This is a genomic window from Salinimicrobium xinjiangense DSM 19287 (assembly GCF_000423585.1).
Lineage (GTDB): Bacteria > Bacteroidota > Bacteroidia > Flavobacteriales > Flavobacteriaceae > Salinimicrobium > Salinimicrobium xinjiangense.
Genome location: NZ_AUIG01000017.1, coordinates 1 through 23,335, shown reverse-complemented (window position 1 = coordinate 23,335; position 23,335 = coordinate 1). Strand labels below are relative to the sequence as shown.

General features: G+C 41.2%; 19 protein-coding genes and 1 tRNA gene. 8 read left to right on the top strand and 12 right to left on the bottom strand.

Annotation, left to right across the window (positions count from 1 at the left end):
• Positions 1-124: 124 nt before the first annotated feature.
• On the bottom strand, positions 125-946 hold the full coding sequence (locus G564_RS0107410; protein WP_029037103.1) for a UbiA prenyltransferase family protein: 822 nt from the start codon (positions 944-946) through the stop codon (positions 125-127).
• A 107-nt stretch (positions 947-1,053) separates the two neighbouring features.
• On the opposite strand from G564_RS0107410, the gene gcvP reads away from it, so the two are divergent.
• The 4 genes from gcvP to G564_RS0107385 all read left to right on the top strand — a co-directional run bounded on the left by gcvP (position 1,054) and on the right by G564_RS0107385 (position 6,691).
• Positions 1,054-3,903: an aminomethyl-transferring glycine dehydrogenase gene (gene gcvP / locus G564_RS0107405; protein WP_029037102.1), complete on the top strand. Its 2,850-nt coding sequence runs from the start codon at positions 1,054-1,056 to the stop codon at positions 3,901-3,903.
• A gap of 224 nt (positions 3,904-4,127) precedes the next feature.
• Complete coding sequence (locus tag G564_RS0107400) at positions 4,128-5,186, top strand: 3-oxoacyl-ACP synthase III family protein (protein ID WP_029037101.1); 1,059 nt, start codon at positions 4,128-4,130, stop codon at positions 5,184-5,186.
• A gap of 1 nt (position 5,187) precedes the next feature.
• Positions 5,188-5,712 carry a class I SAM-dependent methyltransferase gene (locus G564_RS0107395; RefSeq protein WP_029037100.1) on the top strand — a complete coding sequence of 175 codons (525 nt, stop codon included), beginning with the start codon at positions 5,188-5,190 and terminating at the stop codon, positions 5,710-5,712.
• A 130-nt stretch (positions 5,713-5,842) separates the two neighbouring features.
• Entirely contained in the window at positions 5,843-6,691 is an 849-nt protein-coding gene (locus tag G564_RS0107385) for a glycosyltransferase (protein WP_029037099.1), read from the top strand.
• Between the two features lie 3 nt (positions 6,692-6,694).
• On the opposite strand, the gene pafA is transcribed toward G564_RS0107385, so the two are convergent.
• Positions 6,695-8,368, bottom strand: coding sequence for an alkaline phosphatase PafA (gene pafA, locus G564_RS0107380; protein WP_029037098.1), 1,674 nt, complete (start codon positions 8,366-8,368; stop codon positions 6,695-6,697).
• 107 nt (positions 8,369-8,475) lie between these two features.
• Between pafA and G564_RS0107375 the strand changes: the two genes are divergently transcribed.
• Positions 8,476-9,213, top strand: a complete 738-nt coding sequence (locus G564_RS0107375; RefSeq protein ID WP_029037097.1) for an MlaE family ABC transporter permease — start codon at positions 8,476-8,478, stop codon at positions 9,211-9,213.
• Positions 9,213-9,977, top strand: a complete 765-nt coding sequence (locus G564_RS0107370) for an ABC transporter ATP-binding protein (RefSeq protein ID WP_029037096.1) — start codon at positions 9,213-9,215, stop codon at positions 9,975-9,977. Before G564_RS0107375 ends, G564_RS0107370 begins: the two co-directional genes overlap by 1 nt.
• A gap of 3 nt (positions 9,978-9,980) precedes the next feature.
• On the opposite strand, the gene G564_RS0107365 is transcribed toward G564_RS0107370, so the two are convergent.
• The 9 genes from G564_RS0107365 to porV all read right to left on the bottom strand — a co-directional run bounded on the left by G564_RS0107365 (position 9,981) and on the right by porV (position 19,377).
• The gene (locus G564_RS0107365) at positions 9,981-11,405 is read right to left on the bottom strand and encodes a DUF389 domain-containing protein (RefSeq protein ID WP_029037095.1); all 1,425 of its coding nucleotides are present in this window, start codon (positions 11,403-11,405) and stop codon (positions 9,981-9,983) included.
• Between the two features lie 2 nt (positions 11,406-11,407).
• A complete protein-coding gene (locus tag G564_RS0107360) occupies positions 11,408-12,490 on the bottom strand; it encodes a mannose-1-phosphate guanylyltransferase (RefSeq protein ID WP_029037094.1) in 1,083 nt (360 codons plus the stop codon).
• 1 nt (position 12,491) lies between these two features.
• Positions 12,492-13,097, bottom strand: a complete 606-nt coding sequence (locus G564_RS0107355) for a SprT-like domain-containing protein (RefSeq protein WP_029037093.1) — start codon at positions 13,095-13,097, stop codon at positions 12,492-12,494.
• 3 nt (positions 13,098-13,100) lie between these two features.
• Positions 13,101-13,781 (bottom strand): SDR family NAD(P)-dependent oxidoreductase, encoded by a 681-nt coding sequence (locus tag G564_RS0107350; RefSeq protein WP_029037092.1) that lies wholly within the window; start codon positions 13,779-13,781, stop codon positions 13,101-13,103.
• A gap of 2 nt (positions 13,782-13,783) precedes the next feature.
• On the bottom strand, positions 13,784-14,776 hold the full coding sequence (locus G564_RS0107345; RefSeq protein ID WP_029037091.1) for a M20/M25/M40 family metallo-hydrolase: 993 nt from the start codon (positions 14,774-14,776) through the stop codon (positions 13,784-13,786).
• A 62-nt stretch (positions 14,777-14,838) separates the two neighbouring features.
• The gene (locus G564_RS0107340) at positions 14,839-16,509 is read right to left on the bottom strand and encodes a pyruvate dehydrogenase complex dihydrolipoamide acetyltransferase (RefSeq protein ID WP_029037090.1); all 1,671 of its coding nucleotides are present in this window, start codon (positions 16,507-16,509) and stop codon (positions 14,839-14,841) included.
• Positions 16,510-16,515: 6 nt separating this feature from the next.
• A complete protein-coding gene (gene pdhA, locus G564_RS0107335) occupies positions 16,516-17,514 on the bottom strand; it encodes a pyruvate dehydrogenase (acetyl-transferring) E1 component subunit alpha (RefSeq protein ID WP_029037089.1) in 999 nt (332 codons plus the stop codon).
• 108 nt (positions 17,515-17,622) lie between these two features.
• The gene (cdd, locus tag G564_RS0107330; RefSeq protein WP_029037088.1) at positions 17,623-18,105 is read right to left on the bottom strand and encodes a cytidine deaminase; all 483 of its coding nucleotides are present in this window, start codon (positions 18,103-18,105) and stop codon (positions 17,623-17,625) included.
• 114 nt (positions 18,106-18,219) lie between these two features.
• A complete protein-coding gene (gene porV, locus G564_RS0107325; RefSeq protein WP_029037087.1) occupies positions 18,220-19,377 on the bottom strand; it encodes a type IX secretion system outer membrane channel protein PorV in 1,158 nt (385 codons plus the stop codon).
• Positions 19,378-19,797: 420 nt separating this feature from the next.
• Between porV and gldJ the strand changes: the two genes are divergently transcribed.
• On the top strand, positions 19,798-21,459 hold the full coding sequence (gene gldJ / locus G564_RS0107320) for a gliding motility lipoprotein GldJ (protein WP_029037086.1): 1,662 nt from the start codon (positions 19,798-19,800) through the stop codon (positions 21,457-21,459).
• 64 nt (positions 21,460-21,523) lie between these two features.
• Entirely contained in the window at positions 21,524-22,804 is a 1,281-nt protein-coding gene (locus G564_RS0107315; protein ID WP_029037085.1) for a UDP-N-acetylmuramoyl-tripeptide--D-alanyl-D-alanine ligase, read from the top strand.
• A 451-nt stretch (positions 22,805-23,255) separates the two neighbouring features.
• Here G564_RS0107315 and G564_RS0107300 read toward each other — a convergent pair.
• Positions 23,256-23,329 (bottom strand) — tRNA-Val (locus G564_RS0107300).
• Between the last annotated feature and the right edge of the window lie 6 nt (positions 23,330-23,335).

Sequence of the window (23,335 nt, the reverse complement as noted above, 5' to 3'; positions counted from 1 at the left end):
CAGGACCTGCAAAGACTACCAGCACAATAATAAGAAGCTGTCTTCCCTCCTAAAAAAAGCCAATTTAAAATCCTGCTCCTCCAGTGAAAAAGAAAATTTCAGGAAAAAAATGAATAACGGCAATTCACAGGCTTCTCAGGAGCAAAAGAAACATTAACCACAGTACCGGAATCCCTTCAACCCAAAGAGCAGTAAAATACCGGGATTGATCTTCATTTGACTTCCAGACCATCACAGCTGTTACAATAGCAGTAAGGATAACTGCCAATATACTTTCAAGGGTAGAGTAATTCTTCAAAATCTCCAATACCACTACGGCTAAAAGGATTACCAATCCAATTATCTTTGTTGCTGTAACACCAACCCGCTGCGGAATTGTACCTAATTGCTGGAGATCATATTTAAGATCTCTTATCTCAAACGGCAGGATCCAAACCAGCACGAGGAAAAACCGCTGAGAAAATTCAAGTCCTATAGTTTCAAAAATGACATTTTGGTTGCTTGTTATTGGCAGCACTACAGTCACCCCTGCCCAGACAATAGCAATTATGAAAATTTTCAATCCCGATACACTTCTAAGGTTTTTTTGTCTGCCAAAAACGGGGAGTGCATAAAGTAAGGTTAGAAGGCCAAAGCCTGCACTCCACAGCAAGACCTTTAAAGGGACCAGGAACAGAGTAATTAACAGACCCAGCAGACTAAAAAGGGAAACAAAACGGATAATTTTGAGGCTTTTAGCAAGATTGCGGTGATACAATTTTACCACACCTGAAAATTTCACAAAATTGTAGCCTGTGATGGTCCCGAAAAATACAAAAATAAGAAGGCTTTTATCTGTCGTTAAATTAAAATGCAGATTGGTGATCGTCACCAGGGAAACTACCGCCACTGCCACATGAATACTACTGTTGATGTAAACATCTAAAAACTTCTTTGTGGCACTCATATCCTGTTATGGAAGCTTATAAAACTTAACAAATCTTGCTCCTTCAAATCATTAAAAATTAGGTTATAATTCCGTATTTTCGCTCCTCGAAACACAACTTTTATTTGATGAATACTTATTCTTTTGCCTCACGTCATATAGGCCCCCGGGAACATGATCTTCAGGACATGTTGAAGACGGTTGGAGTTGATTCTATAGATCAGTTAATTTACGAAACTCTTCCGGATGATATTAGATTGAAAAAAGATCTTGAGCTTGCCCCCGCCATGAGTGAACATGAATATCTTGCTCACAATATAGCACTGGCTGCCAAAAATAAAATTTTCAGAACATATATTGGACTTGGATATCACCAATCCATAACTCCGCCGGTAATTCAGCGGAATATACTGGAAAATCCGGGTTGGTACACGGCTTATACTCCGTACCAGGCAGAGATTGCCCAGGGAAGACTGGAAGCTCTACTGAATTTCCAGACCGTCGTTGCCGATCTTACCGGAATGGAACTTGCCAACGCCTCTCTTCTGGATGAGGGCACTGCGGCAGCCGAAGCTATGTCTCTGCTTTACGAAGTAAGGGAGCGTAACCAGAAGAAGAATGAAGTTAATAAGTTCTTTGTTTCTGAACTGGTACTTCCGCAAACTATAGATGTACTTAAAACCCGAGCAATTCCGCTCGGAATTGAACTGGTTTTTGGAGATCATGAAGAATTTGATTTTTCAAATGAATTCTTCGGTGCATTCCTTCAGTATCCCGGAAGAATGGGGCATGTATATGACTATTCACATTTTGTTGCTAAAGCAAAGGAAAACAATATTAAGACAGCTGTTGCTGCAGATATTCTGAGCCTTGTTAAGCTACGTGCTCCGGGAGAATTTGGCGTTGATGTAGTAGTGGGAACAACCCAGAGATTTGGAATTCCATTAGGATACGGAGGTCCACACGCTGCGTATTTTGCCACAAAAGAGGAATACAAGCGTAATATCCCCGGAAGGATCATTGGAGTTACAAAAGATACCGACGGGAATTTTGCTCTTAGAATGGCTCTTCAAACAAGGGAGCAGCATATTAAAAGAGACAAGGCCACTTCCAATATTTGTACTGCCCAGGTATTATTGGCAGTAATGGCGGGAATGTATGCCGTTTACCATGGTCCCCGAGGATTGAAATTTATTGCAGACAGGGTACACCGGTCTGCCGTAACTGTTGCTGAAAGTATTGAGAGCCTTGGATATTCTCAACTGAATTCCTCTTTCTTTGATACCGTTTTGATCAAAGCTGATGCAGCTAAGATCAAGGAGATTGCTGAAAGAAATGAGGTGAATTTCTACTATCCTGCTCAAGATGTTGTTGCTATGTCTCTTAATGAGACTGTCAATCTTGACGATATAAATACCATTCTTGCAATTTTTGCTGAAGCTGCAGGGAAAGAAACCATCACAGTTTCTAAACTATCAGAAAATAATCACATCCCGGCTTCTGTGGAGCGGAAAACTGAATTCCTCAAAAATGATGTTTTCAACTCTTATCATTCAGAAACAGAGTTGATGCGATATATCAAAAAACTTGAGAGAAAGGATCTTTCTCTTAACCATTCCATGATCTCTTTGGGATCATGTACCATGAAACTTAATGCGGCTGCAGAGATGCTTCCAATAAGTTATCCGCAGTGGGGGAATCTTCACCCGTTTGTTCCTGTTGAGCAGGCAGAGGGTTACCAGATCGTATTAAAGAGACTTGAGGAACAACTTAATGAAATAACCGGTTTTGCAGGGACTTCCCTTCAGCCAAATTCCGGAGCACAGGGAGAATATGCCGGACTCATGGTAATTCGTAAATACCATGAATCAAGAGGAGAATCTCATCGAAATATCTGTCTCATCCCATCTTCTGCCCATGGAACCAATCCGGCATCGGCAGTAATGGCGGGAATGAAGGTAGTAGTAACGAAATCAACTGAATCAGGAAACATCGATGTAGATGACCTGAGAGAGAAGGCTATTAAGCACAAGGATAATCTTGCTGCGCTCATGGTTACTTATCCTTCCACCCACGGAGTATTCGAATCGGCCATTATTGAAATTATTGATACTATCCACGAGTATGGCGGACAGGTTTATATGGATGGAGCCAACATGAACGCTCAGGTAGGTCTAACCAGTCCCGGAGCTATCGGTGCCGATGTATGTCACCTCAACCTGCACAAGACCTTTGCGATTCCGCATGGTGGCGGTGGTCCCGGAGTGGGTCCTATTTGTGTGGCTGAGCAACTGGTACCCTTCCTTCCGGGGAACCCGGTGATCCCAACAGGAGGAGATGATGCAATAACAGCAATCTCTGCAGCCCCCTGGGGATCTGCATTAGTGTGCCTTATATCTTATGGGTACATCAAGATGCTGGGAGCCGAAGGCCTTAAAAGGTCAACTCAATTTGCCATTTTAAATGCCAATTATATTAAAGCCCGTATTGAAGAGCACTATAAGACACTCTATAGTGGTGAGCGTGGAAGAGCAGCTCACGAAATGATCGTAGACTGCCGCCCATTCAAAAGCAAAGGAATTGAGGTAACAGACATTGCTAAGAGGTTAATCGATTATGGATTCCATGCACCCACAGTATCTTTCCCTGTAGCCGGAACCCTGATGATCGAACCTACCGAAAGCGAGAGCAAGGCCGAACTGGATAGATTCTGTGATGCACTTATTTCTATTAGAAAAGAAATAGATGAAGCCTCTGCAGATGAACCCAATAACGTGCTTAAAAATTCTCCTCACACACTGGGAATGTTAACATCAGACGATTGGAAATTCCCGTATACCCGTGAAAAAGCAGCTTTCCCCATTGATTACCTGGCAGAAAATAAATTCTGGCCTTCAATAAGAAGAGTGGATGAAGCTTTTGGGGACCGAAATCTCATTTGTACCTGCGCTCCCATAGAAGAATATATGGAAGATTAAGCTAATAACAACCGAAGGCACTCCACCTTCGGTTTTTTTCTATTTTATTTTATTAACATCTTCTTAACGAAACTTGAATTTTTGGTATGATTTTTAATCATATGAAATAAATTTAATTCATCTTTTGAAGATGTCGCAAATCTGAATTTTTTCTATAAAAAAGAGGGGAAACCGGCATTACATTTATTAATTTTGGTAGATGTCGATCGTATAACAGACAGAGAATGAGCATAAAAATTACAGGGGTAGGAAGTTATATCCCAAACAAGGTTGAGAAAAATTCTGACTTCCAGCAGCATGAATTTTTATATGAAGATGGTTCTTCTTTTGAGCAGTCCAATACTGTGATCATTGAAAAATTCAAGGCTATAACAGGAATTGCCGAACGCAGATATATACATTCTGAACTGAATAATTCAGATATCGCATATCTGGCTGCAAACAGTGCAATTGAAGATGCGGGTATAAATCCTGAGGAGCTGGATTATATCATTGTCGCTCATAATTACGGAGATGTCCTTCATAACGATGTGCAAAGTGATACTGTCCCTAGTCTCGCCTCCCGGGTAAAACACAAACTCCGTATAAAAAACCCAGGTTGTGTTGCCTATGATATCCTGTTTGGATGCCCAGGATGGGTAGAAGCCGTGATTCAGGCCAAGGCATTTATTCAAAGTGGTATGGCCAAAAAGTGTCTGGTTATAGGATCTGAGACGCTTTCAAGAGTTGTGGATAAACATGATCGGGATTCCATGATCTATTCTGATGGTGCAGGGGCAACTGTAATTGAAGCCAGCAATGACGAAGGAGGAATTTTGGCGCATGAAACTGCCTCTTATACTTTCGATGAAGCTAATTTTATTTTCTTCGGAAAATCCAATAATCGAGAGGTTAATGATTCCCGGCGTTACATAAAAATGCACGGCAGAAAGATATATGAGTTCGCCCTTAGCCATGTTCCGGATGCCATGAAAGCCTGTTTGGAAAAAAGCGGTAAGAGCATTACAGATGTCAAAAAGATCCTCATCCACCAGGCCAATGAGAAGATGGATGAAGCCATTATTAAACGCTTCTACAGGCTTTTTCAAACCACACCGCCTGCGGGCATTATGCCGATGACAATAGAGAAACTTGGAAATAGTTCTGTAGCTACCGTACCAACTCTCCTGGATCTTATTCTTAAAGGTAAGATGGAAGATCAGAGTATTAATAAAGGAGATATAATTATCCTTGCCAGTGTTGGAGCAGGGATGAACATCAATGCTATAGTGTACCAGTTCTAGAATGTACGAAAAGAACTTTCCGAACAAAAGGTATAAAGAAACTATCGAATTTTTAAAAGCTGTAGCTCCGGCTCCCGCTAACATTCTGGATCTGGGGGTTAGAAATCCATTTTCGGAAGTTATGGAAAGCCATGGATATTCTGTTTCCAATACTTCCGGAGAGGATCTCGATCTGGACACCACAGCTGTAAAGAATACTTCTGCCGAAATTGTTACTGCTTTCGAGATTTTTGAGCATATGCTTGCACCCTATAATGCACTTAGGGATATCAAAGCAGAGAAACTCGTAGCCAGTGTTCCGTTGAGATTGTGGTTTTCCCCGGCCTATCGCAGTAAAACAGATAAATGGGACCGGCATTTTCATGAGTTTGAGGACTGGCAGTTTGACTGGCTCCTCGAAAAGGCAGGTTGGGAAATCAAAAAACGTCATAAGTGGGCGAATCCTGTAAACAAAATTGGTTTACGACCATTGCTGAGAAAGTTTACTCCGCGGTACTACGCCGTCTACGCCGAAAAGAAAATCTAGTTAAAAATGCCATTTTTGACACCCCTGTTGAGGATCATTTCCCCTTCCCATTCCTTGGGATCAAGCCACATCAAACTACTTCTGTAACAGACAGGCAAAAATTGTAAATTAGCTGAAACTTTCAGAAGCATTGAAATTTTACATTGTCATTCCCGCCCATAACGAAGCAGATCTTATTTCCCTTACTCTGGATTCCCTTGTGAATCAAACGCTGCTTCCGAAAAGACTTGTGGTGGTTGATGACCAAAGCAACGATGAAACAGGAGAAATCATTAAAAAGTTTGCTTCAGCCTATCCATGGATCTCTCTGGTAAAAACTACCTCCTCCCAGGCCCATCTTCCGGGCAGCAAAGTAGTCAATGCTTTTCAAAAAGGACGGGACCAACTGGATGAGGATTATGATATCATCTGCAAATTTGATGCGGACCTGATTTTTCCTAAGCATTATTTAGAGACTATTGCAGGAGAATTCAGCAAAGATCCCAAAGTAGGATTGTGCGGCGGATTTTGTCACATTCTGTCAAAAGAAAAATGGGTAGTGGAAGATCTAACGGATAAAGATCACATTCGAGGAGCACTGAAAGCCTATCGAAAGGAATGTTTTAAGGCCATTGGAGGATTAAGACCATCAATGGGTTGGGACACGGTAGATGAACTGCTTGCCCTGTTTCATGGCTGGAAAATTAGAACAATTCCATCTCTGATTGTGAAACACCTGCGTCCTACCGGCTCTACCTATAATAAAGCCGCAAAACTGAAGCAGGGAGAAGCTTTTTACAAGCTGCGATATGGCTTTATCATCACTCTTATAGCTTCTGCCAAACTAGCTGCAAAAAAGAAAAATTTAGGACTGATGAGGGATTATGTTCAGGGCTATTTTAATGCAAAGCATCAAAAAATTCCTTTTTTGGTAAACCAAAAAGAAGGAGCCTTCATTAGAAGGCTCCGGTATAGAAAAATGCTGGAAAAATTATTTTAAATTTTATTTTTCAAGAACCATCTCAAGAGGTTTTCCGGTTGAACCATTAGGGAATGGAATTCCCAATAAAGCTGAAATAGTTGGAGCAATGTCTATAATTTCTGTTCTTTCCAGGCTGTTTCCGGCTTTTATTCCTTTTCCGAAGAAAATAAGCGGGGCGTGAGTATCATAATTTTGTCCGCTGCCGTGAGTGGAGCCGGTGCGGGAATATGAGATCACAGAAGGATCTAAAAGATATACGACATCGCCACTTCTTTTCTGGTGGAATCCATTATCAATAGCTGCAGCCAATCCTTTCCCATAAGATGAAGACTCGAGTTGTTCGCGAGTATAGACCTGGTTGATCCTGTCGTACTGCAAAAGATAATGCGCAATTTCCATTTGAAGTTCCTCTCTTGAAATATCATTTTTGGCAATCTCCTCATAATCAAAGAAAACCTGTCCATTAGAAACGTTCATAATTAAGGAATCAGATTTGAATTTTTGAGAAATAAAAGTGTCAAGATCATTTCTAAAATTAGATGTTTCAAAATATCCTGAAGGGACTTTTACTGTTTCCAGGTAAGCTGGCACCTGAACTCCTCCATGGTCTGCGGTAAGAAATAAGGTATAATTACCCTCTCCTACTTTGGCATCAAGCTCTTTTAAAAGCCTGGCTATATCTCTGTCGAGTCTCATATAAGTATCCTGAATTTCTTTGGAATTCACGCCGAAGTTATGACCAATATAATCGGGGGAAGAAAAGCTGAGAGTTAAAAAGTCGGTAAATTCATCCTGACCTAATTGTTCTCCGTCAATAGCGGCAAGAGCAAAATCCAGCGTAAGGTTATTCCCAAATGGAGTTTCTTTTATGATGTCATAGCCTCTATTTTGTCCGCTCAATTCTTTAAGATCGTAAGGGAATTCAGCAGTCTCCTGACCTCTGAACCCGCCTTCGAAAATATTCAGATCCTCTCCGCTTTCCACATATGTATTTACATCTTCTAAAGTATTCCATGGCTTCAGGTAGCTTTCTACATGTCCTGCAGCATTAAAATCTTTTACCCACTGCGGAAGATCCTGAAAATAAAAGGAACTGCTTATCCATACTCCTTCATTTTGTCCATGGAACCAATAAGCAGCATTAGCGGTATGCCCTGCCGGAAGTATTGCACCGCGATCTTTCATTCCCACCCCAATTGTCTTTCCACGCATTTGGGTGTGCAGCCTGTTCTCATCGGAAACTGTGGTGGTAAGAAGTCTATGAGGTGACATTTTTCCTGCATCATCCAGGGTTCCCACAGGTTCTACCCCCGCATCTTCAACACAATAAACCATTTGCCTCTCAAACTTATTGAACCAGTTATTTCCAATAATACCATGAGTTTCGGGCGCAGAACCGGTAAAAACAGAAGCATGACCCGGGGCAGTGTAAGTTGGTATATAATTGAAATGATTATTCCGTAGGTTGTAACCTTCAGAAACTAATCTTTTAAAACCATCTTCCCCATATCTGTTCCAAAACCGGGTAAGATAATCGTAGCGCATTTGGTCCACCACCACTCCTACTACGAGTTTTGGAGTCGCTATAAGATTCCTTTCCTGATTAAAAGAACCTTGAGAATTTGTTATTTTTTCCTGTGGAGCTGCACAAGAATAAAAAAGAAATATCAACAGAGTCTGAAAAAAATACTTCATTATAAAATTTTCCACAAAAATACGAAGTTCCCCGGGTTTTAAGATTAAGTTAAGCTTAAATACAATGGATTAAAAAATTAGTATTTTAGCCGTTACAAAAGCATAGAATGAGATACCTGCAGTCTATTGGTGAATATTTCTTAATGTTAAAAGGAGTGTTTGGAAGAATGACCAAACGCAACGTCTTAAAAGAATTAATTTTTAAGGAAATAGATGAACTTATAATCGGCTCCCTGGGAATTGTGGCTTTTCTTTCCTTCTTTATTGGAGGAGTAGTAGCACTACAAACGGCCTTAAATTTAAATAATCCTTTAATTCCCAAAAGTCTTATTGCTTTTGCGGCGAGACAATCCATTATATTGGAATTTTCTCCAACCTTCATTTCCATTATTATGGCGGGAAAGGTTGGATCTTTTATTACGTCAAGTATAGGATCCATGAGGGTTACCGAGCAGATCGATGCACTTGAAGTAATGGGAATAAATTCCCTTAATTACCTCATATTCCCCAAGATCATTGCTATGTTCACCTATCCTTTCCTCATAGCCATATCGATGTTTTTGGGAGTGATGGGAGCTTATACAGCGGCAGTAATGGGAGGATTTGTACCTGCCGATGTGTTTTTACAGGGGCTACAGGAGGAGTTTGATCCTTTTCATCTTTTCTATGCCTTTTTTAAAACATTTTTATTTGCATTTATTCTGGCAACCATACCATCTTACTATGGCTATTATATGGAAGGAGGTTCCCTTGAGGTGGGGAAAGCAAGTACTACTTCGTTTGTCTGGACCAGTGTTGTTATTATTGTTACAAATTACGTAGTTACCCAGTTATTACTTAGCTAATGATCGAAGTAAAAGGTTTACAAAAGAGTTTTGATGATGAGCACATCCTTAGAGGGATTGATTTCGTTTTTGAAACGGGAAGGACAAATCTTATCATAGGACAATCGGGATCGGGAAAGAGTGTACTCATGAAGTGCATGCTTGGACTGTTCACGCCAGATGAAGGCACCATAGAATATGACGGAAAACCCTATTCCACTTTTTCAGATGAACAAAAACGGGAATTGCGACAGGAAATGGGGATGTTGTTCCAGGGCGGGGCATTATTTGATTCTATGACCGTCGAAGAAAATGTAATGTTCCCCTTGAGAATGTTCACCAATAAAAAGAAAAAAGAATTAAAAACCAGGGTAGACGAAGTTCTTGAAAGAGTGAATCTTGTCGATTCCGGCAGAAAATATCCTGCAGAAATAAGCGGAGGTATGCAAAAACGGGTCGCAATTGCCCGGGCTATCGTGAACCGACCTAAATATTTATTCTGTGACGAACCAAATTCCGGCTTGGATCCAAGGACGGCTACCGTTATTGATAATTTAATTCATGAACTGACTGTAGAGTATGACATCACTACGGTAGTGATTACGCATGATATGAACTCTGTTCTGGAAATAGGAGAAAATATTGCCTTTTTAAAGGATGGGGTTCTGGCCTGGAAAGGTGACAAATCCCAGATCTTTAAAACCGAGGATGAAACAGTGACAGATTTCGTGTATTCCTCAGACTTGTTTAAAAAAGTACGTGATGCTCAACAACAGGGACTTTAATTTCTAATTAACAGCTTTAACTGACAGGGTATCGAGAGATAACCGAACCTGTAGCCACTGCTCAAGCTTATTCATTTCTGCTTTTTTAGCCGTGTTACTCAGACCCGAAGCCCAACGCACATTAAAAGTGGGTACAGTGTCAATTCGGGAGAAGTTGGTCACCAGACTATTGGCATAACTCATTTCTTCAATGGCTGAATAATTAATTTTAGCTTCCCGGGAAATGCTTGCAAATGGAATGCCGGCACTCCGATATTTGACAAGCTCCTGCTCAAGAAGTCTAATCCTTGCATCTTTATCCTCTACTACCTGTTGATTTCTCACATACAGATCTTCTAAGATGCCGGCACGTACTTCTGTAGATAATCTTGCAGCCATTTCAGAACTTTGATCAGATCCCTGATAAACCTGCAGCACGACATCTTCAAAATCCGGAAGCTGCTTTATCTCGGTAATCCATTGATCCACCTGTAACTGTGGCACCTGTCGACCAATAAGATAGACCTCTATAATTTTAGTCTTATAATTTTGTTCGAATTTTACTACCTCAGCACCGGGATAATTAATTACCTCGTGTACGAATTCTTTCGTTTTACTAACAAAAACCTGCTCTCTTAAAAGATTTACGAATAGAATAATACTCGGTATCATTACAAGAATTGCTACCAAAGAAGCCAGTCTTGCTGTGTTTCTTCTTCTTTTACTATTTGCATATTTCACAAGCGGAAAACGAAGTAATTTTGCCATCAGGAAAGTGGAAAGTGCAATAAATATGGAGTTGATGGTAAAGAGATAAAGTGCGCCTCCTGCATATTCCCAGTTTGCTATAGCCAAACCATAACCTACTGTACAAAGTGGCGGCATAAGAGCTGTGGCAATTGCAACTCCCATGATCACACTGGCAATCGCTCCTTTTTTTGTTTTAGCGACAATTAGTGCCAAACCTCCAAAAATAGCAATTAACACATCCAGTATAGTAGGATAGGTACGCGCTACAAGTTCGGGAGTTTCTTCTTTAATTGGGGAAATTAGAAAATAAAGATAAGCGGTGAGTACGCTCAAAAACACCATTACTCCCAGGTTTACCAGGCTGCGTTTTAAGGTGTCAATATCATTAATAGCCACAGAAAATCCCACTCCCACAATAGGCCCCATTAAAGGAGAAATTAACATGGCACCGATCACTACAGCAGTACTACTAACATTCAGACCAATAGAGGCCACAAAAATGGAAAAAACAAGGATCCAGGCATTATGCCCTTTAAAAGAAATATCCCGTTTAACCGTTTCAAGAGTTGTCTCTCTGTCGGTATCATCATGTATATCCAGAAGCTCCTTCAAAAAATTCCTGATCTCCTTTAGAAAAGATTTCCCGTTATTCATCAGTTCTTTTGGCAACTCTGCTTTACCGGCCGTATTATTTTCCATTCTTATCCTAAATTATCACCATATTTCCTCTGTACCTTCTCCCGGATATTTTTAATCTCCTGCTCCTTTTCTTTGGGGACGATTAATAAAATATTTTTTTCGTCCACCACAATATGATCATTGAGACCATCAATTACCACTACTTTATTCTTGTCTGAAGTTATTATGTTTCCCGATGCATTTTCTGCAATCAACCTTACATTAAGTACAGCATTCTGCTGATCATCCTTAGCACTCTCGGAATATATGGAGCCCCAGGTGCCAAGATCATTCCAGTCAAAAGATGCAGGAATTACGTATACCGTCCCCTTTTCTTTTTCAAGAATACCATAATCAATGGAAATATTTTCGGCGGCAGGATAAGTATCTTTTATGAATTTCTTTTCTCCGGAGGTGTTGAAGACTTCCGTTTCCACGGAAAATATCCGGTACATTTGAGGAAGATTATTTTTAAAAGCCTGAAGGATATAATTTACATTCCAAACAAATATTCCTGAATTCCACAGATGGTTGCCGCTGCTTAAAAATTTTTGCGCAAGCTCATATGAAGGTTTTTCAGTAAATACCTCCACAGGCTTTACCTGTGCCTCTTCCTGAGGATCGAATTTTATATAGCCATATCCTGTGTTCGGAAATGTTGGCCTGATTCCAAGGGTAATGATCCTGTTTGCTCCCCGTGCAGCTTCAAAAGCTTTTTCGACATCTACAGAAAATGCGGCTTCATCTTCAATCCAGTGGTCGCTGGGAGCCATGATCATAACTGCATCCTTATTTATTTTGTTGATCTTTAGAGCTGCAAGAAGTACTGCAGGAGCTGTATTCCGCATTACCGGCTCCAGAACAATCTGCTCCTCTGTAATTTCGGTCAACTGCTTCTTTACAAGAGATTCATAGGCCTCATTAGTAAGTATGAAAATATTTTGAACCGGCACAAGCTGACTTAACCTGTTGAAAGTAGTCTGAATAAGGCTTTCTCCTTTCCCCAATAAGTCTATAAATTGTTTTGGATGTACTGCTGTACTCACCGGCCAGAATCGTGATCCAACTCCGCCTGCCATAATTATCGCAAAATTATTCTCCCTCATACTAATTAGCTGTTTTTAATAATTCTACTTCCGCATTAGGCTGAAACAGGTATATTCTTCCTGTTTTGACCTCTACACACTCATATCGTTTAATTCGCCGTTCACCTTTTTGAAAAACCTTTCCGTTATAGATCCTGAAGATCCCTCCCTGTGGGATCTCAAAAATGTAATTTTTGTCGTTCTCTTCATCAAATTGTTTCAAGGCCACAGAAAGATGTGCATCTGTATCACTGCTGGCTTTGGGACTCTTAAAATGCCTGGCAATAACAGGCAGTAATTGTGAGGGAAATATCTCCGGACGGATAAATGGTATCATTAATTTTTGAAAAGTTCTTTTCCATTCTTCCCCATGTGGTTTTATGTGCCTGCCAAAGGATTCAAATGCCAGCAGGTGTGCAATTTCATGAATTAAGGTGATTAAAAAACGGTATTTATTCAGGTTGGCATTGACAGTAATCTGATGAGAACCTCCCGGAAGACGACGATAATCCCCGTGCCGGGTCTTTCTTTCATTGACGATCTTGAGGTGGATGTGATTTGCCTCTATTAAACCAAAAACAGGCTCAACGGCATGGGTAGGTATGTACTTCTCAAGTATTTGCTTCATTCTTTAAGGGGTACTACTGGAAACCTGCAATAATTTACCATTGTAAAATCTATTTCCCGTCAGGGAAAAGTCTGCAATATACTCTGCCATTTCTCCCGGCTGCAGCGGTGCCTTATAGCCGGGGAAAGCCTCCTCCAGCATTTCTGTCTGTACTGCACCTAAAGCAAGAACGTTAAAGGAAGGACCTGTCTCTTTATATTCTTCCGCCAGTACTTCGGCAAGCGTTATCACGGCCGCTTTACTGGAGCTGTAGGCAGAAAGACCGGGGAATTTCATACTTCCCTGCACTCCTCCCATGCTGCTCACAATGACCACATGGCCCCCGGGATTTATGAGCGGAAGCAGTTTACGGGTGAGTGCAGCCACTCCGAACACATTTATTTTATATACCTCTTCAAAGTCTGCTGTTGAGAGCTCCTGAAAGGGTTTATTCACTATTGCTCCCGCATTATGAATCAGAATGTCAACCTGTTCCCATTCTTCACTAATAAATGAATAACTTTTCTGCAGATCCTCTTGCCTGGTAATATCAAAAGGGAATGCGTGAACGTTCTTAAGCTGTAGTACATCCACTGGTTCGGTATTTCTGGACAAAGCCAGAACATTATGTCCGGCTTTGGAAAAAATCTTCACCAGCTCAAATCCAATCCCCCTGCTTGTTCCCGTTATAACTATATTTTTCATGCCTAGTTCAATTTTATTTCCTTCCCGGGAGTATTGGCCATTCCAACAAGTCCCGGCAGGATAGCTTCAATTAAATCCTTCATATGTGTGACATCCATTTTTTCGAATTCATCATCCACATGATGGTAATATTTATAATTTGTAAAATCAAAGGTAGAGATCGTTTGAGCCGGCACATTGAATTCCTGAAAAAATGGATAATTATCGCTCCTTTGGAACAGGCTGTATTGTTTTGCTTCAGGTAAAAATCCCAACACCGGTTGACCTGAATATTCATTCAATTTTTCTGCCATATTGGATATGTCATAACCTGTTATATAGGCTTTATATTCTTTGCCGGTCATAGGCACCCCAATCATTTCTATATTGAACATTGTATACAGGTCCAGACCTTCTGATTTAAGCTCTTTCGCCAGTTCTTTTGCACCTACCAGTCCCATTTCTTCTGCTGAAAAAAGAGTGAACAAAACTGACCTTTTTGGCGCCCTTGCAGAAAAATACTTTGCCAATTCTAAGACTGCAGTGGTTCCGGAAGCGTTATCATTTGCTCCATTGGCAATATCATCTCCACCCACAGGCTTTTGACGACCCACATGATCATAATGTGCTCCCACAATAATGAACTCATTTTTAAGCACAGGATCTGTGCCTTCAACCATTCCTACAAGATTATAACCGGTTCTTCCTTTTACCTCAAAGGAATCTCTATAGGTCCCAAAAAAGGGCTTTAAATCATGCTCCTCAAAAACACTTTCAATAAATTGGGCAGCTTTTTCAATTCCGTCGGTACCGGTTTCACGGCCCTGTAGTTCATCTGAGGACAAATACTCCAAAGCGTCACTGATTTCCTTTTCTAAAATGACATCTTTAGGAGAAGCTTTTACAATAGAATCGCGCCGGGAAGTATCTCCACCCGAGACTTCTTTGACTTGACCACAACTTAGCAGGAACAGAAAACTAAAGGCTGAAAGCCAGAAAAGGGATTTTTTTCTCATGTGGCTAAAGATAAAAAAATCCCGCTTATTGCGGGATTTTTCATATAAGAGTATGAAGGTTCTTAAGCCAGCATTGTCACCGGATTCTCAAGATATTTCTTAAGGGTTTCAAGGAACTGAGCTCCTGTTGCCCCGTCTACTGTCCTGTGATCACATGCAAGTGTAAGCTTCATAGTATTTCCAACCACAATCTGCCCATTTCTTACCACCGGTTTTTCTACTATAGCACCTACAGATAGAATGGCAGAGTTTGGCTGATTAATTATGCTTGTAAACTCTGTAATACCAAACATGCCAAGATTAGAAACCGTAAAAGTACTACCCTCCATTTCCTGAGGCTGTAATTTTTTATTTCGTGCTTTCCCGGCCAGATCTTTTACCTGCTGTCCTATTTGTGTCATGGTCATCTGGTCTGCAAATTTAAGCACAGGTACTACAAGTCCTTCGTCTACAGCCACTGCCACTCCCATATGGATATGTCTGGCAATTTTTGTCGAATCACCTGTCCACTGTGAATTCACCCTTGGGTGTTTTCTTAAGGCCATAGCCGTAGCTTTGATGACGATATCATTAAAGGAAACCTTGACCTCGGGCAGCTCATTGATCTGCTTGCGGTTTGCCATGGCATTTGCCATATCCACCTCGATGGTGAGATAATAATGAGGCGCGGTGAATTTAGACTCTCCAAGTCTCTTGGCAATGGTTTTACGCATCTGCGAATTCTTCACTTCCTCGAAGCTCTCTTCGCCGGCAGGAACGTAAGGCTGTGCGGCCGGCGCCTGTTGTTCCTGTGAAGGAGCAGCGGCAGGTTGTGCCTCAGTTGCTTTTTCTGAAGGCTTGAAGTTCTCGATATCCTTCTTCACTATACGTCCATTCTCTCCGGAACCTTTAACATCGGCAAGATTAATTCCCTTGTCTTCGGCCATTTTTTTAGCCAGCGGAGAAGCAAATATTCTGGCGCCATCGCCGGAAGCAGATTCCCCTGAAGTCTGAGAAGCTTCAGCTTCTTCGGTTTTCTCTTCTTTCTTTTCTTCGGTCTTTTTTGGAGCAGGCTTTGAGGCACCACCACCTTTTACAAATGATGAAACATCTGTACCCTCAGGTCCAATTATTGCCAGTACCGCATCCACAGGTGCAGTTTCTCCTTCCTGAATACCTATATGCAGTAAAGTTCCACTGTAGAAAGATTCGAATTCCATTGTAGCCTTATCGGTTTCGATCTCGGCAAGGATATCTCCTTCTTCCACTTCGTCTCCCTCTTTCTTGATCCAGGAGGCAACAGTTCCTTCTTCCATAGTGTCGCTTAGACGAGGCATTTTAATAACCTCTACTCCTTCAGGAATCTCACCTGCTTCAGAAGAATCATCTTCAGTAGAGCTATCTTCAGAAGATGATTCAGCAGCGTCTGACTTTTTAGCGTCAGCTTTTTCAGAAGTAGCTTTGTCGGCAGCAGCTCCACCGGACTCACCATCCAAAAGTGAGGAAATATCCTCTCCTTCTTCTCCAACAATGGCCAGTAGTGCATCAACCGGGGCAGTTTCTCCTTCTTCGATACCAATATGCAGTAAGGTGCCCTCGTAGAATGATTCGAATTCCATAGTAGCCTTATCGGTCTCGATCTCGGCCAGGATATCCCCCTCTTCTATTTTGTCACCTTTTTGTTTAAGCCACTTTGCCACAACACCTTCTTCCATGGTGTCGCTAAGACGTGGCATTTTAATTACTTCTGCCATAATTATTTATAATTTATGGGGTAAAAACGGATAATCTTTTTGCTCATAGACCACGTCATACATCGTCTGAATTTCAGGAAATTCAGATTCTTCAGCAAACTTCTCACATTCGGCCACCAGGTCTTTCACGCGCTTGTCCATTTCCTTGATCTCCTTATCTGTGGCGTATTTCTTTTCCTTAAGGATGTCCTTTACCTGAGTGATTGGATCTATCTTCTGATATTCGGCAACCTCTTCTTTAGTACGATACTGCTGGGCATCACTCATTGAGTGACCGCGGTAACGGTATGTCTTTAATTCAAGGAAGGTAGGACCTTCTCCCTTACGGGCACGCACTATAGCCTCATCCAGGGCTTCCGCTACCTTTTCGGGATTCATTGCATCTACAGGACCACAAGGCATATCATATCCCAATCCAAGTTTCCAGATCTCTGTACTCTTGGAAGTTCGGGCTACAGATGTTCCCATCGCATAGCCATTATTTTCCACACAGAAGACCACGGGCAGATTCCATTTCACAGCCATTGTAAAAGTTTCGTGTAGTGAACCTTGTCTTGCAGCTCCATCTCCTAAAAAGGTTAGGGTTACAGCATCTCTTTTAAAGTATTTATCGGCAAAGGCAAGCCCCGCACCCAGAGGAATTTGTCCTCCTACTATCCCATGTCCACCATAGAAGCGGTGTTCTTTGGAGAAGATATGCATGGAACCACCCATTCCCATGGAAGTTCCGGTTTTCTTACCATACAATTCGGCCATAACTTTTTTGGGATCAACTCCCATACCAATTGGCTGCACATGATTACGATAAGCAGTGATCATTTTATCTTTCGAAAGATCCATAACGTGCAGAGCTCCCGCAAGAATAGCCTCCTGACCGTTATACAGGTGTAAAAAACCTCTTACTTTTTGCTGAATATAAACCTGGGCCAGTTTGTCCTCAAACTTACGCCAAAACAGCATCTCCTCATACCACTTAAGGTAAGTGGCTTTTGTAATTTTCTTCATTTAACTACTATTTTTTAAGGCTAAGCAATGCTTCCGCCAAGAGAAACACAAAAATACTATTTTCAAAAGGAATTGAAAACAGTTTCTACCTTAAAAACCGCGAAATCGTTATAGATAAGAATTGTCGAAGATAAGCGGCAATAAATCTGAGATAGAATTGGCTTTTACAATCTTACCCTTCTCCCCCATAAAATATATTTCAATGGGTTGTTCCTGCTTCACTTCATACTCTGCAATAGCTTGCCGGCAAGAGCCGCAGGGAGGAGTAGGTACTTCAACCTGATGATTTTCAGAACGGGCAGTAAGGGCCATTTTTGTAATTTTTATCTCCGGATATTTCGCACCTGCGTAAAAAATGGCAGTCCTCTCGGCACATAAGCCTGCAGGGTATGATGCATTCTCCTGATTGCTCCCTGTAACCACCTCTCCATTTTCCATAAGAATTGCGGCTCCAACTTTAAATTTTGAATAAGGAGAATACGATTTTTCTCTCGCTTCTATGGCTTCTGTCATTAGATCCTGCACATCATTCGGTAATTCTGCTTCCGAATCATAGATCTCTAGATCGGCACTTATGGTAATTTTTTTCATTTATGATATTTCTAAAGATGAAAGCTCCCGCAACTTATAAAGTCCGGGAGTATTGATCTGCTTTTTAAGGATGTAAAGTTAATGAAAATATACAGTGAATATCACAGGAAGCTGTTAGTATTCATTATACTGGCTTCCGAAGTTAAAGGTTAGACCAAAACGTAAGGTTCCTTCCAGCGGACTCACCACCTGAGACGTTGAGAAGAGATAGGAAATATCTATATTCACTACTGTGTATTTAAAACCGGCACCAAAAGAAATAAACTCTCTTGAACCTTTTTCAGGACTTTCATGGAAATAACCCGTTCTAAGTGAAAAAATATCATCATAAACATATTCGGCTCCCAAAGCATATGTAATCTCCTTTAGCTCCTCACTAAAACCATCGGGTGCATCACCAAAAGATTTAAATATTCCTTCAATGGCACCTATGGAGTTATATTCTTCATTGTCTTCGGGCCCAATTTGTCCATCTCCGTTAAAATCCTGAGGAGTTGGCACGAGTAGTTTGTTAAACTCCAGGTAAGTTCCAATCCGGTTTTGATTATCCAGAATAAAATCAAAACCACCTCCCAGCTTTAGATTTGTGGGAATGAAATTCTCCTGCCCACCTTCATCATATTTAATTTTTGGACCTACGTTAGAAACAGCAAGACCTGCTCGCCACCTTCCATCGAATTGAGTAAAATCGATCCTGTCACTCTGGTAATATGCCGTTACATCAACACCAAAGGTATTTGCAGCAGTAGCGTCTGCATCAACCGGAGCAAGTTTAAGATCGGACCTTAAAAATCTACCGGCAACCGCCATAGAAAACCTCTCACTTAATCTCAAAGAATAAGAAAGATCCAGCGTAAATTCATTCGGACTTAAAATTAACGGAAGATCATCGGGCGTATCACGCGCCTCAATATTTCCCAGACTAAAATATTTAAAACTGGCTCCAAAGGCACTTCTTTCGCTTATCCTATTATAATAGGTAATATTTCCGAGGAAAATATCATTTACCAGCTCACTCAAATAAGGAGTATAAGTCACTCCAAATCCCTGCTGACTCTCTGCAAAAACATATTTCGCCGGGTTCCACTGCTGGGAAAAAGCATCAACCGGTGTTGCAACCCCCTGGTCACCCATTCCTGCTGCACGGGCATCTGCAGCTATTAATAAAAAGGGGACAGCCGTGGTAATTACGCGATCCTGCTCTTCCTGGGCCTGAGCCTTTCCACAAAACAGCAGTATTGCCGATAAAGTTAAGAGTGATAATTTTTTCATAAGACTGGTAATAATTAACAAATATACCCGAAAAGTTTAAAATTTATTCTGATAGCCGAATTTCTCCATTTTATTCTAACATAACGTTTAATTTAACAGAAGCTTATATCTAAACCAAGATTTTCACAAAAATCTTTGAAATAAAAAGTATTGCCGCCTGTTGAAAATTGCTATGTTAGCTTCATCAATAAAAGCCGGGAGCAGGTACAAAGAAATTAAATTGTTGTAAAAAACCATTACTTTTGCCCGGATTAGTGAGGGATAAGTTATTGTAACACTATAAAATATAAACTTAAAACTTCCGTTATCATAAAGATTTACAGGAAACTACAAGTTCTTGTTTCTACTGAAATAAACTTGATAGTTTTACGTTAATTACTATATTGCAAAGCCAAAATTGCTACAAAAGACATTGTGTATATGAGAAATAAGGTTGCTGTAAAAGCTCTTTTTGCCATCGCTGTAAGTGTTGGTCTATTTAGCTGTAACAACTCGAGGGATTACAAGGATAATTCCCGCGCCACAGGTTGGGATATAAATTCCAAGGAAGGCGGTTTCAATTACAACGCCGACTACGATGAGCAGGAAGCCGGGCCTGGCCTGGTGTTTGTTGAAGGAGGTACATTTACTATGGGTCGTGTTCAGGACGATGTGATGCATGACTGGAACAATACCCCCACTCAACAGCATGTGCAATCCTTTTACATGGATGAAACTGAAGTTACCAACCTCATGTATCTGGAATATCTGGACTACCTGAAAAGAGTTTATCCTCCAAGTGAACCCCGTTACCGGAATATTTATCTTGGTGCATTGCCCGATACTCTTGTTTGGAGAAACAGATTGGGCTATAATGAGACCATGACCAATAACTACCTGCGGCATCCTGCCTATGCAAACTATCCTGTAGTAGGAGTTAGCTGGATACAGGCTGTAGAATTCAGTAAGTGGAGAACAGACAGGGTAAATGAACTCAGGCTGGAAAAAGAAGGTTTCACTGCCAAAGGCGCACGTTTCGCCGCAGAACCGGGTCAAGGTTTTAGCTCTGAGACTTATTTAAATGCTCCAAGTCAGGTTTACGGCGGAAGTGATAGTCTTGTTCGTGGCGGTAATAAAGCTGACCGATTCATGACTGCAGACAGTACCAACCTATATGTACAAAGAAAACACGGAGTTCTGCTTCCGGAATATCGTCTTCCTACGGAAGCGGAATGGGAATATGCAGCTCTTGCTCTTGTAGGTATCAGAAATTACAACGTTTACCGCGGAAGAAAAAAATATCCGTGGGATAGCCAGTACACCCGAAGCGGAGATGCCAAAAGACGTGGAGATCAAATGGCCAACTTCAAACAGGGAGATGGTGATTATGGGGGAATTGCGGGGTGGAGCGATGATGGTGCCGATATTACTGCCGAAGTTAAATCTTATGAACCAAATGATTTCGGGCTTTACGATATGGCAGGAAATGTAGCCGAATGGGTTGCAGATGTTTACCGTCCAATCGTAGATGACGAATTCAATGATTTCAACTACTACCGCGGAAATGTTTACACAAAACACGAAATTACTGAAGACGGAACTGTAAAGGTTCTGGGAGTAGATGAAATTGAATATGACACTTTAAGCAACGGAAGAATTGTAGCAAGAAACCTGCCGGGGGAAATTAAAACAGTTCCTATTACCCCGGAAGATACTTACCTGAGATCAAACTTTAACGAGAGTGACAATAGAAACTTCCGTGATGGGGACAGGAGATCTACCCGCTACTATAACACCTTTGGGAATGAAGGCGATGCCGATCCTACTCAACGTATGTACAACTCTCCCGTGCACACTGCAACGGTAGACAGTCTTGGAGGACAAAGCCTTCAGTATGATCAGTCAACCGGACGTACTACCCTTGTTGATGACAATGTAAGAGTTTACAAAGGTGGTTCATGGAGAGACCGGGCATACTGGCTTGATCCTGCACAGAGAAGATATTTCCCTCAGGATATGGCCACAGATTATATTGGCTTTAGAAATGCAATGTCAAGAGTTGGTTCTAAATCTTTGAAGAAGAACAAGACAGCAAAGAATTAGAAACGAAACCATAAATTTTATATAAGCCCTAATTTGATTAGGGCTTTTTTTATAGTTTTATTCAATGAACATAGAACAACTTCACCGGCTTTTCCTGGAAAGCACAGGCATTAGTACAGATACCAGGAAGATCAAATCAAACAGCATATTTTTTGCCTTAAAGGGAGCAAATTTTAACGCCAACGAATTTGCTGCTGAAGCACTTCAAAAAGGTGCATCCTATGCAGTCATAGATGAGGATCTCCCGCAGGATGACCATCGATTCATCCAAGTAGATGATAGTCTGAAGACACTGCAAGATCTGGCAGCATTCCATAGAAAACATCTGGCCCTTCCTATTCTTGCACTAACCGGCAGTAATGGCAAGACAACAAGTAAAGAGTTGATCCATGCTGCACTGTCCAAAAGGTTCAGAACTGTGGCAACTGCAGGCAACCTGAATAATCATATTGGAGTTCCGCTCACCCTGCTTTCGATGACTTCCGATACCGAAATCGGAATTGTTGAAATGGGAGCCAACCACCAGGAGGAGATCTCTTTCCTGTGTAACATCGCAACTCCCGATTTTGGTTACATCACGAACTTTGGCAAGGCACATCTGGAAGGATTTCGAGGTGTAGAAGGTGTCATAAAAGGCAAGAAAGAATTATATCAACATATTAAAAAATCAGGAAAGCTTCTTTTCCTGAACCTGAATGACCCACTTCAAAAACAGGAAACAGAATATTCCAAAATTTTCAGTTTTGGCTCCACGCCCGATGCAGATGTACACGTGAAATACATCAGCAGGGACTCTTTCGCGGGAATAGAAGCAGGAGGAAGAACTATTGTTGGGAATCTTTCCGGTGCCTACAACAGCACCAATATGGCGGCAGCTTACGCTATTGCCACTTATTTTGAAATTCCCACAGAAGAGGTCGCAAAGGCCCTGGAGGAATATATCCCGCAGAACAACCGTTCCCAGATCATATTAAAGGACAACAGAAAGATCATTATGGATGCCTATAACGCCAATCCCTCAAGCATGGCTGCCGCTTTACACAACCTCAGCAGTATAGATCTCGCTCCAAAAATAGCCATCCTGGGTGATATGTTTGAATTGGGGGCTATGGCTAAGGATGAGCATCAACAGTTGGTGGAGGATTATGAGAATGCCGACATAGACAAAATATACCTGATTGGATCAAATTTTTATAACACCACCTCCTCCTCAGGAAAAGTGAAGAAATTTGAAAGCTTTGAAGATTTTAAGGAGTGGTTCCAGCCATCTGAATTTAATGCAGGCTCGATTCTAATCAAGGGTTCAAGAGGTATGGCATTAGAGCGGGTATTGGATTTACTATAATTCAAGGTTCAAGGTTCAAGGTTCAAGGTTCAAAAAATTAAAAGTTCAGATTAAGCCTCCTCTGATAAATTAAAAAAACCTAACAGGTCTTTGAGATCTGTTAGGTTTGCATACTTCTTCTCATATTGTTCCAACCTTACAGGCTGGTTATCTCATCTTATTTTATTCCGGGGCGTTGGCCCCGGGCTTTTAAATGATAGCCCTTCAGGCTATTGGGAAATCATTGTTACACCTCCCTTTTTCTACCTTAACTCCGAAGGAGCGGAATATTTACAACAAGCAGGAGCTCCGGAGGAGCGATATATTTATAGAACTGTATAGAAGTTAGATGCGGGAGCTCCGGAGGAGCGGCATATATAACATCAATAAAAAACCTCACAGGTCTTTGAGACCTGTGAGGTTTGAAACAAAAATTGGAATTTCTTTTTTGGAAATTGGAGCTTCCATTTTGTGGGTGATACTGGGTTCGAACCAGTGACCCTACCTTGTCGAGGTAGTGCTCTGAACCAGCTGAGCTAATCACCCTTTGAC

What these genes read in the sequence shown, in the direction of transcription:
- G564_RS0107410 (WP_029037103.1), bottom strand. Translation starts at nt 946, where the DNA reads ATGAGTGCCACAAAGAAGTTTTTAGATGTTTACATCAACAGTAGTATT.
- gcvP (WP_029037102.1), top strand. Translation starts at nt 1,054, where the DNA reads ATGAATACTTATTCTTTTGCCTCACGTCATATAGGCCCCCGGGAACAT.
- G564_RS0107400 (WP_029037101.1), top strand. Translation starts at nt 4,128, where the DNA reads ATGAGCATAAAAATTACAGGGGTAGGAAGTTATATCCCAAACAAGGTT.
- G564_RS0107395 (WP_029037100.1), top strand. Translation starts at nt 5,188, where the DNA reads ATGTACGAAAAGAACTTTCCGAACAAAAGGTATAAAGAAACTATCGAA.
- pafA (WP_029037098.1), bottom strand. Translation starts at nt 8,368, where the DNA reads ATGAAGTATTTTTTTCAGACTCTGTTGATATTTCTTTTTTATTCTTGT.
- G564_RS0107375 (WP_029037097.1), top strand. Translation starts at nt 8,476, where the DNA reads ATGAGATACCTGCAGTCTATTGGTGAATATTTCTTAATGTTAAAAGGA.
- G564_RS0107370 (WP_029037096.1), top strand. Translation starts at nt 9,213, where the DNA reads ATGATCGAAGTAAAAGGTTTACAAAAGAGTTTTGATGATGAGCACATC.
- G564_RS0107365 (WP_029037095.1), bottom strand. Translation starts at nt 11,405, where the DNA reads ATGGAAAATAATACGGCCGGTAAAGCAGAGTTGCCAAAAGAACTGATG.
- G564_RS0107360 (WP_029037094.1), bottom strand. Translation starts at nt 12,490, where the DNA reads ATGAGGGAGAATAATTTTGCGATAATTATGGCAGGCGGAGTTGGATCA.
- G564_RS0107355 (WP_029037093.1), bottom strand. Translation starts at nt 13,097, where the DNA reads ATGAAGCAAATACTTGAGAAGTACATACCTACCCATGCCGTTGAGCCT.
- G564_RS0107350 (WP_029037092.1), bottom strand. Translation starts at nt 13,781, where the DNA reads ATGAAAAATATAGTTATAACGGGAACAAGCAGGGGGATTGGATTTGAG.
- G564_RS0107345 (WP_029037091.1), bottom strand. Translation starts at nt 14,776, where the DNA reads ATGAGAAAAAAATCCCTTTTCTGGCTTTCAGCCTTTAGTTTTCTGTTC.
- G564_RS0107340 (WP_029037090.1), bottom strand. Translation starts at nt 16,509, where the DNA reads ATGGCAGAAGTAATTAAAATGCCACGTCTTAGCGACACCATGGAAGAA.
- pdhA (WP_029037089.1), bottom strand. Translation starts at nt 17,514, where the DNA reads ATGAAGAAAATTACAAAAGCCACTTACCTTAAGTGGTATGAGGAGATG.
- cdd (WP_029037088.1), bottom strand. Translation starts at nt 18,105, where the DNA reads ATGAAAAAAATTACCATAAGTGCCGATCTAGAGATCTATGATTCGGAA.
- porV (WP_029037087.1), bottom strand. Translation starts at nt 19,377, where the DNA reads ATGAAAAAATTATCACTCTTAACTTTATCGGCAATACTGCTGTTTTGT.
- gldJ (WP_029037086.1), top strand. Translation starts at nt 19,798, where the DNA reads ATGAGAAATAAGGTTGCTGTAAAAGCTCTTTTTGCCATCGCTGTAAGT.
- G564_RS0107315 (WP_029037085.1), top strand. Translation starts at nt 21,524, where the DNA reads ATGAACATAGAACAACTTCACCGGCTTTTCCTGGAAAGCACAGGCATT.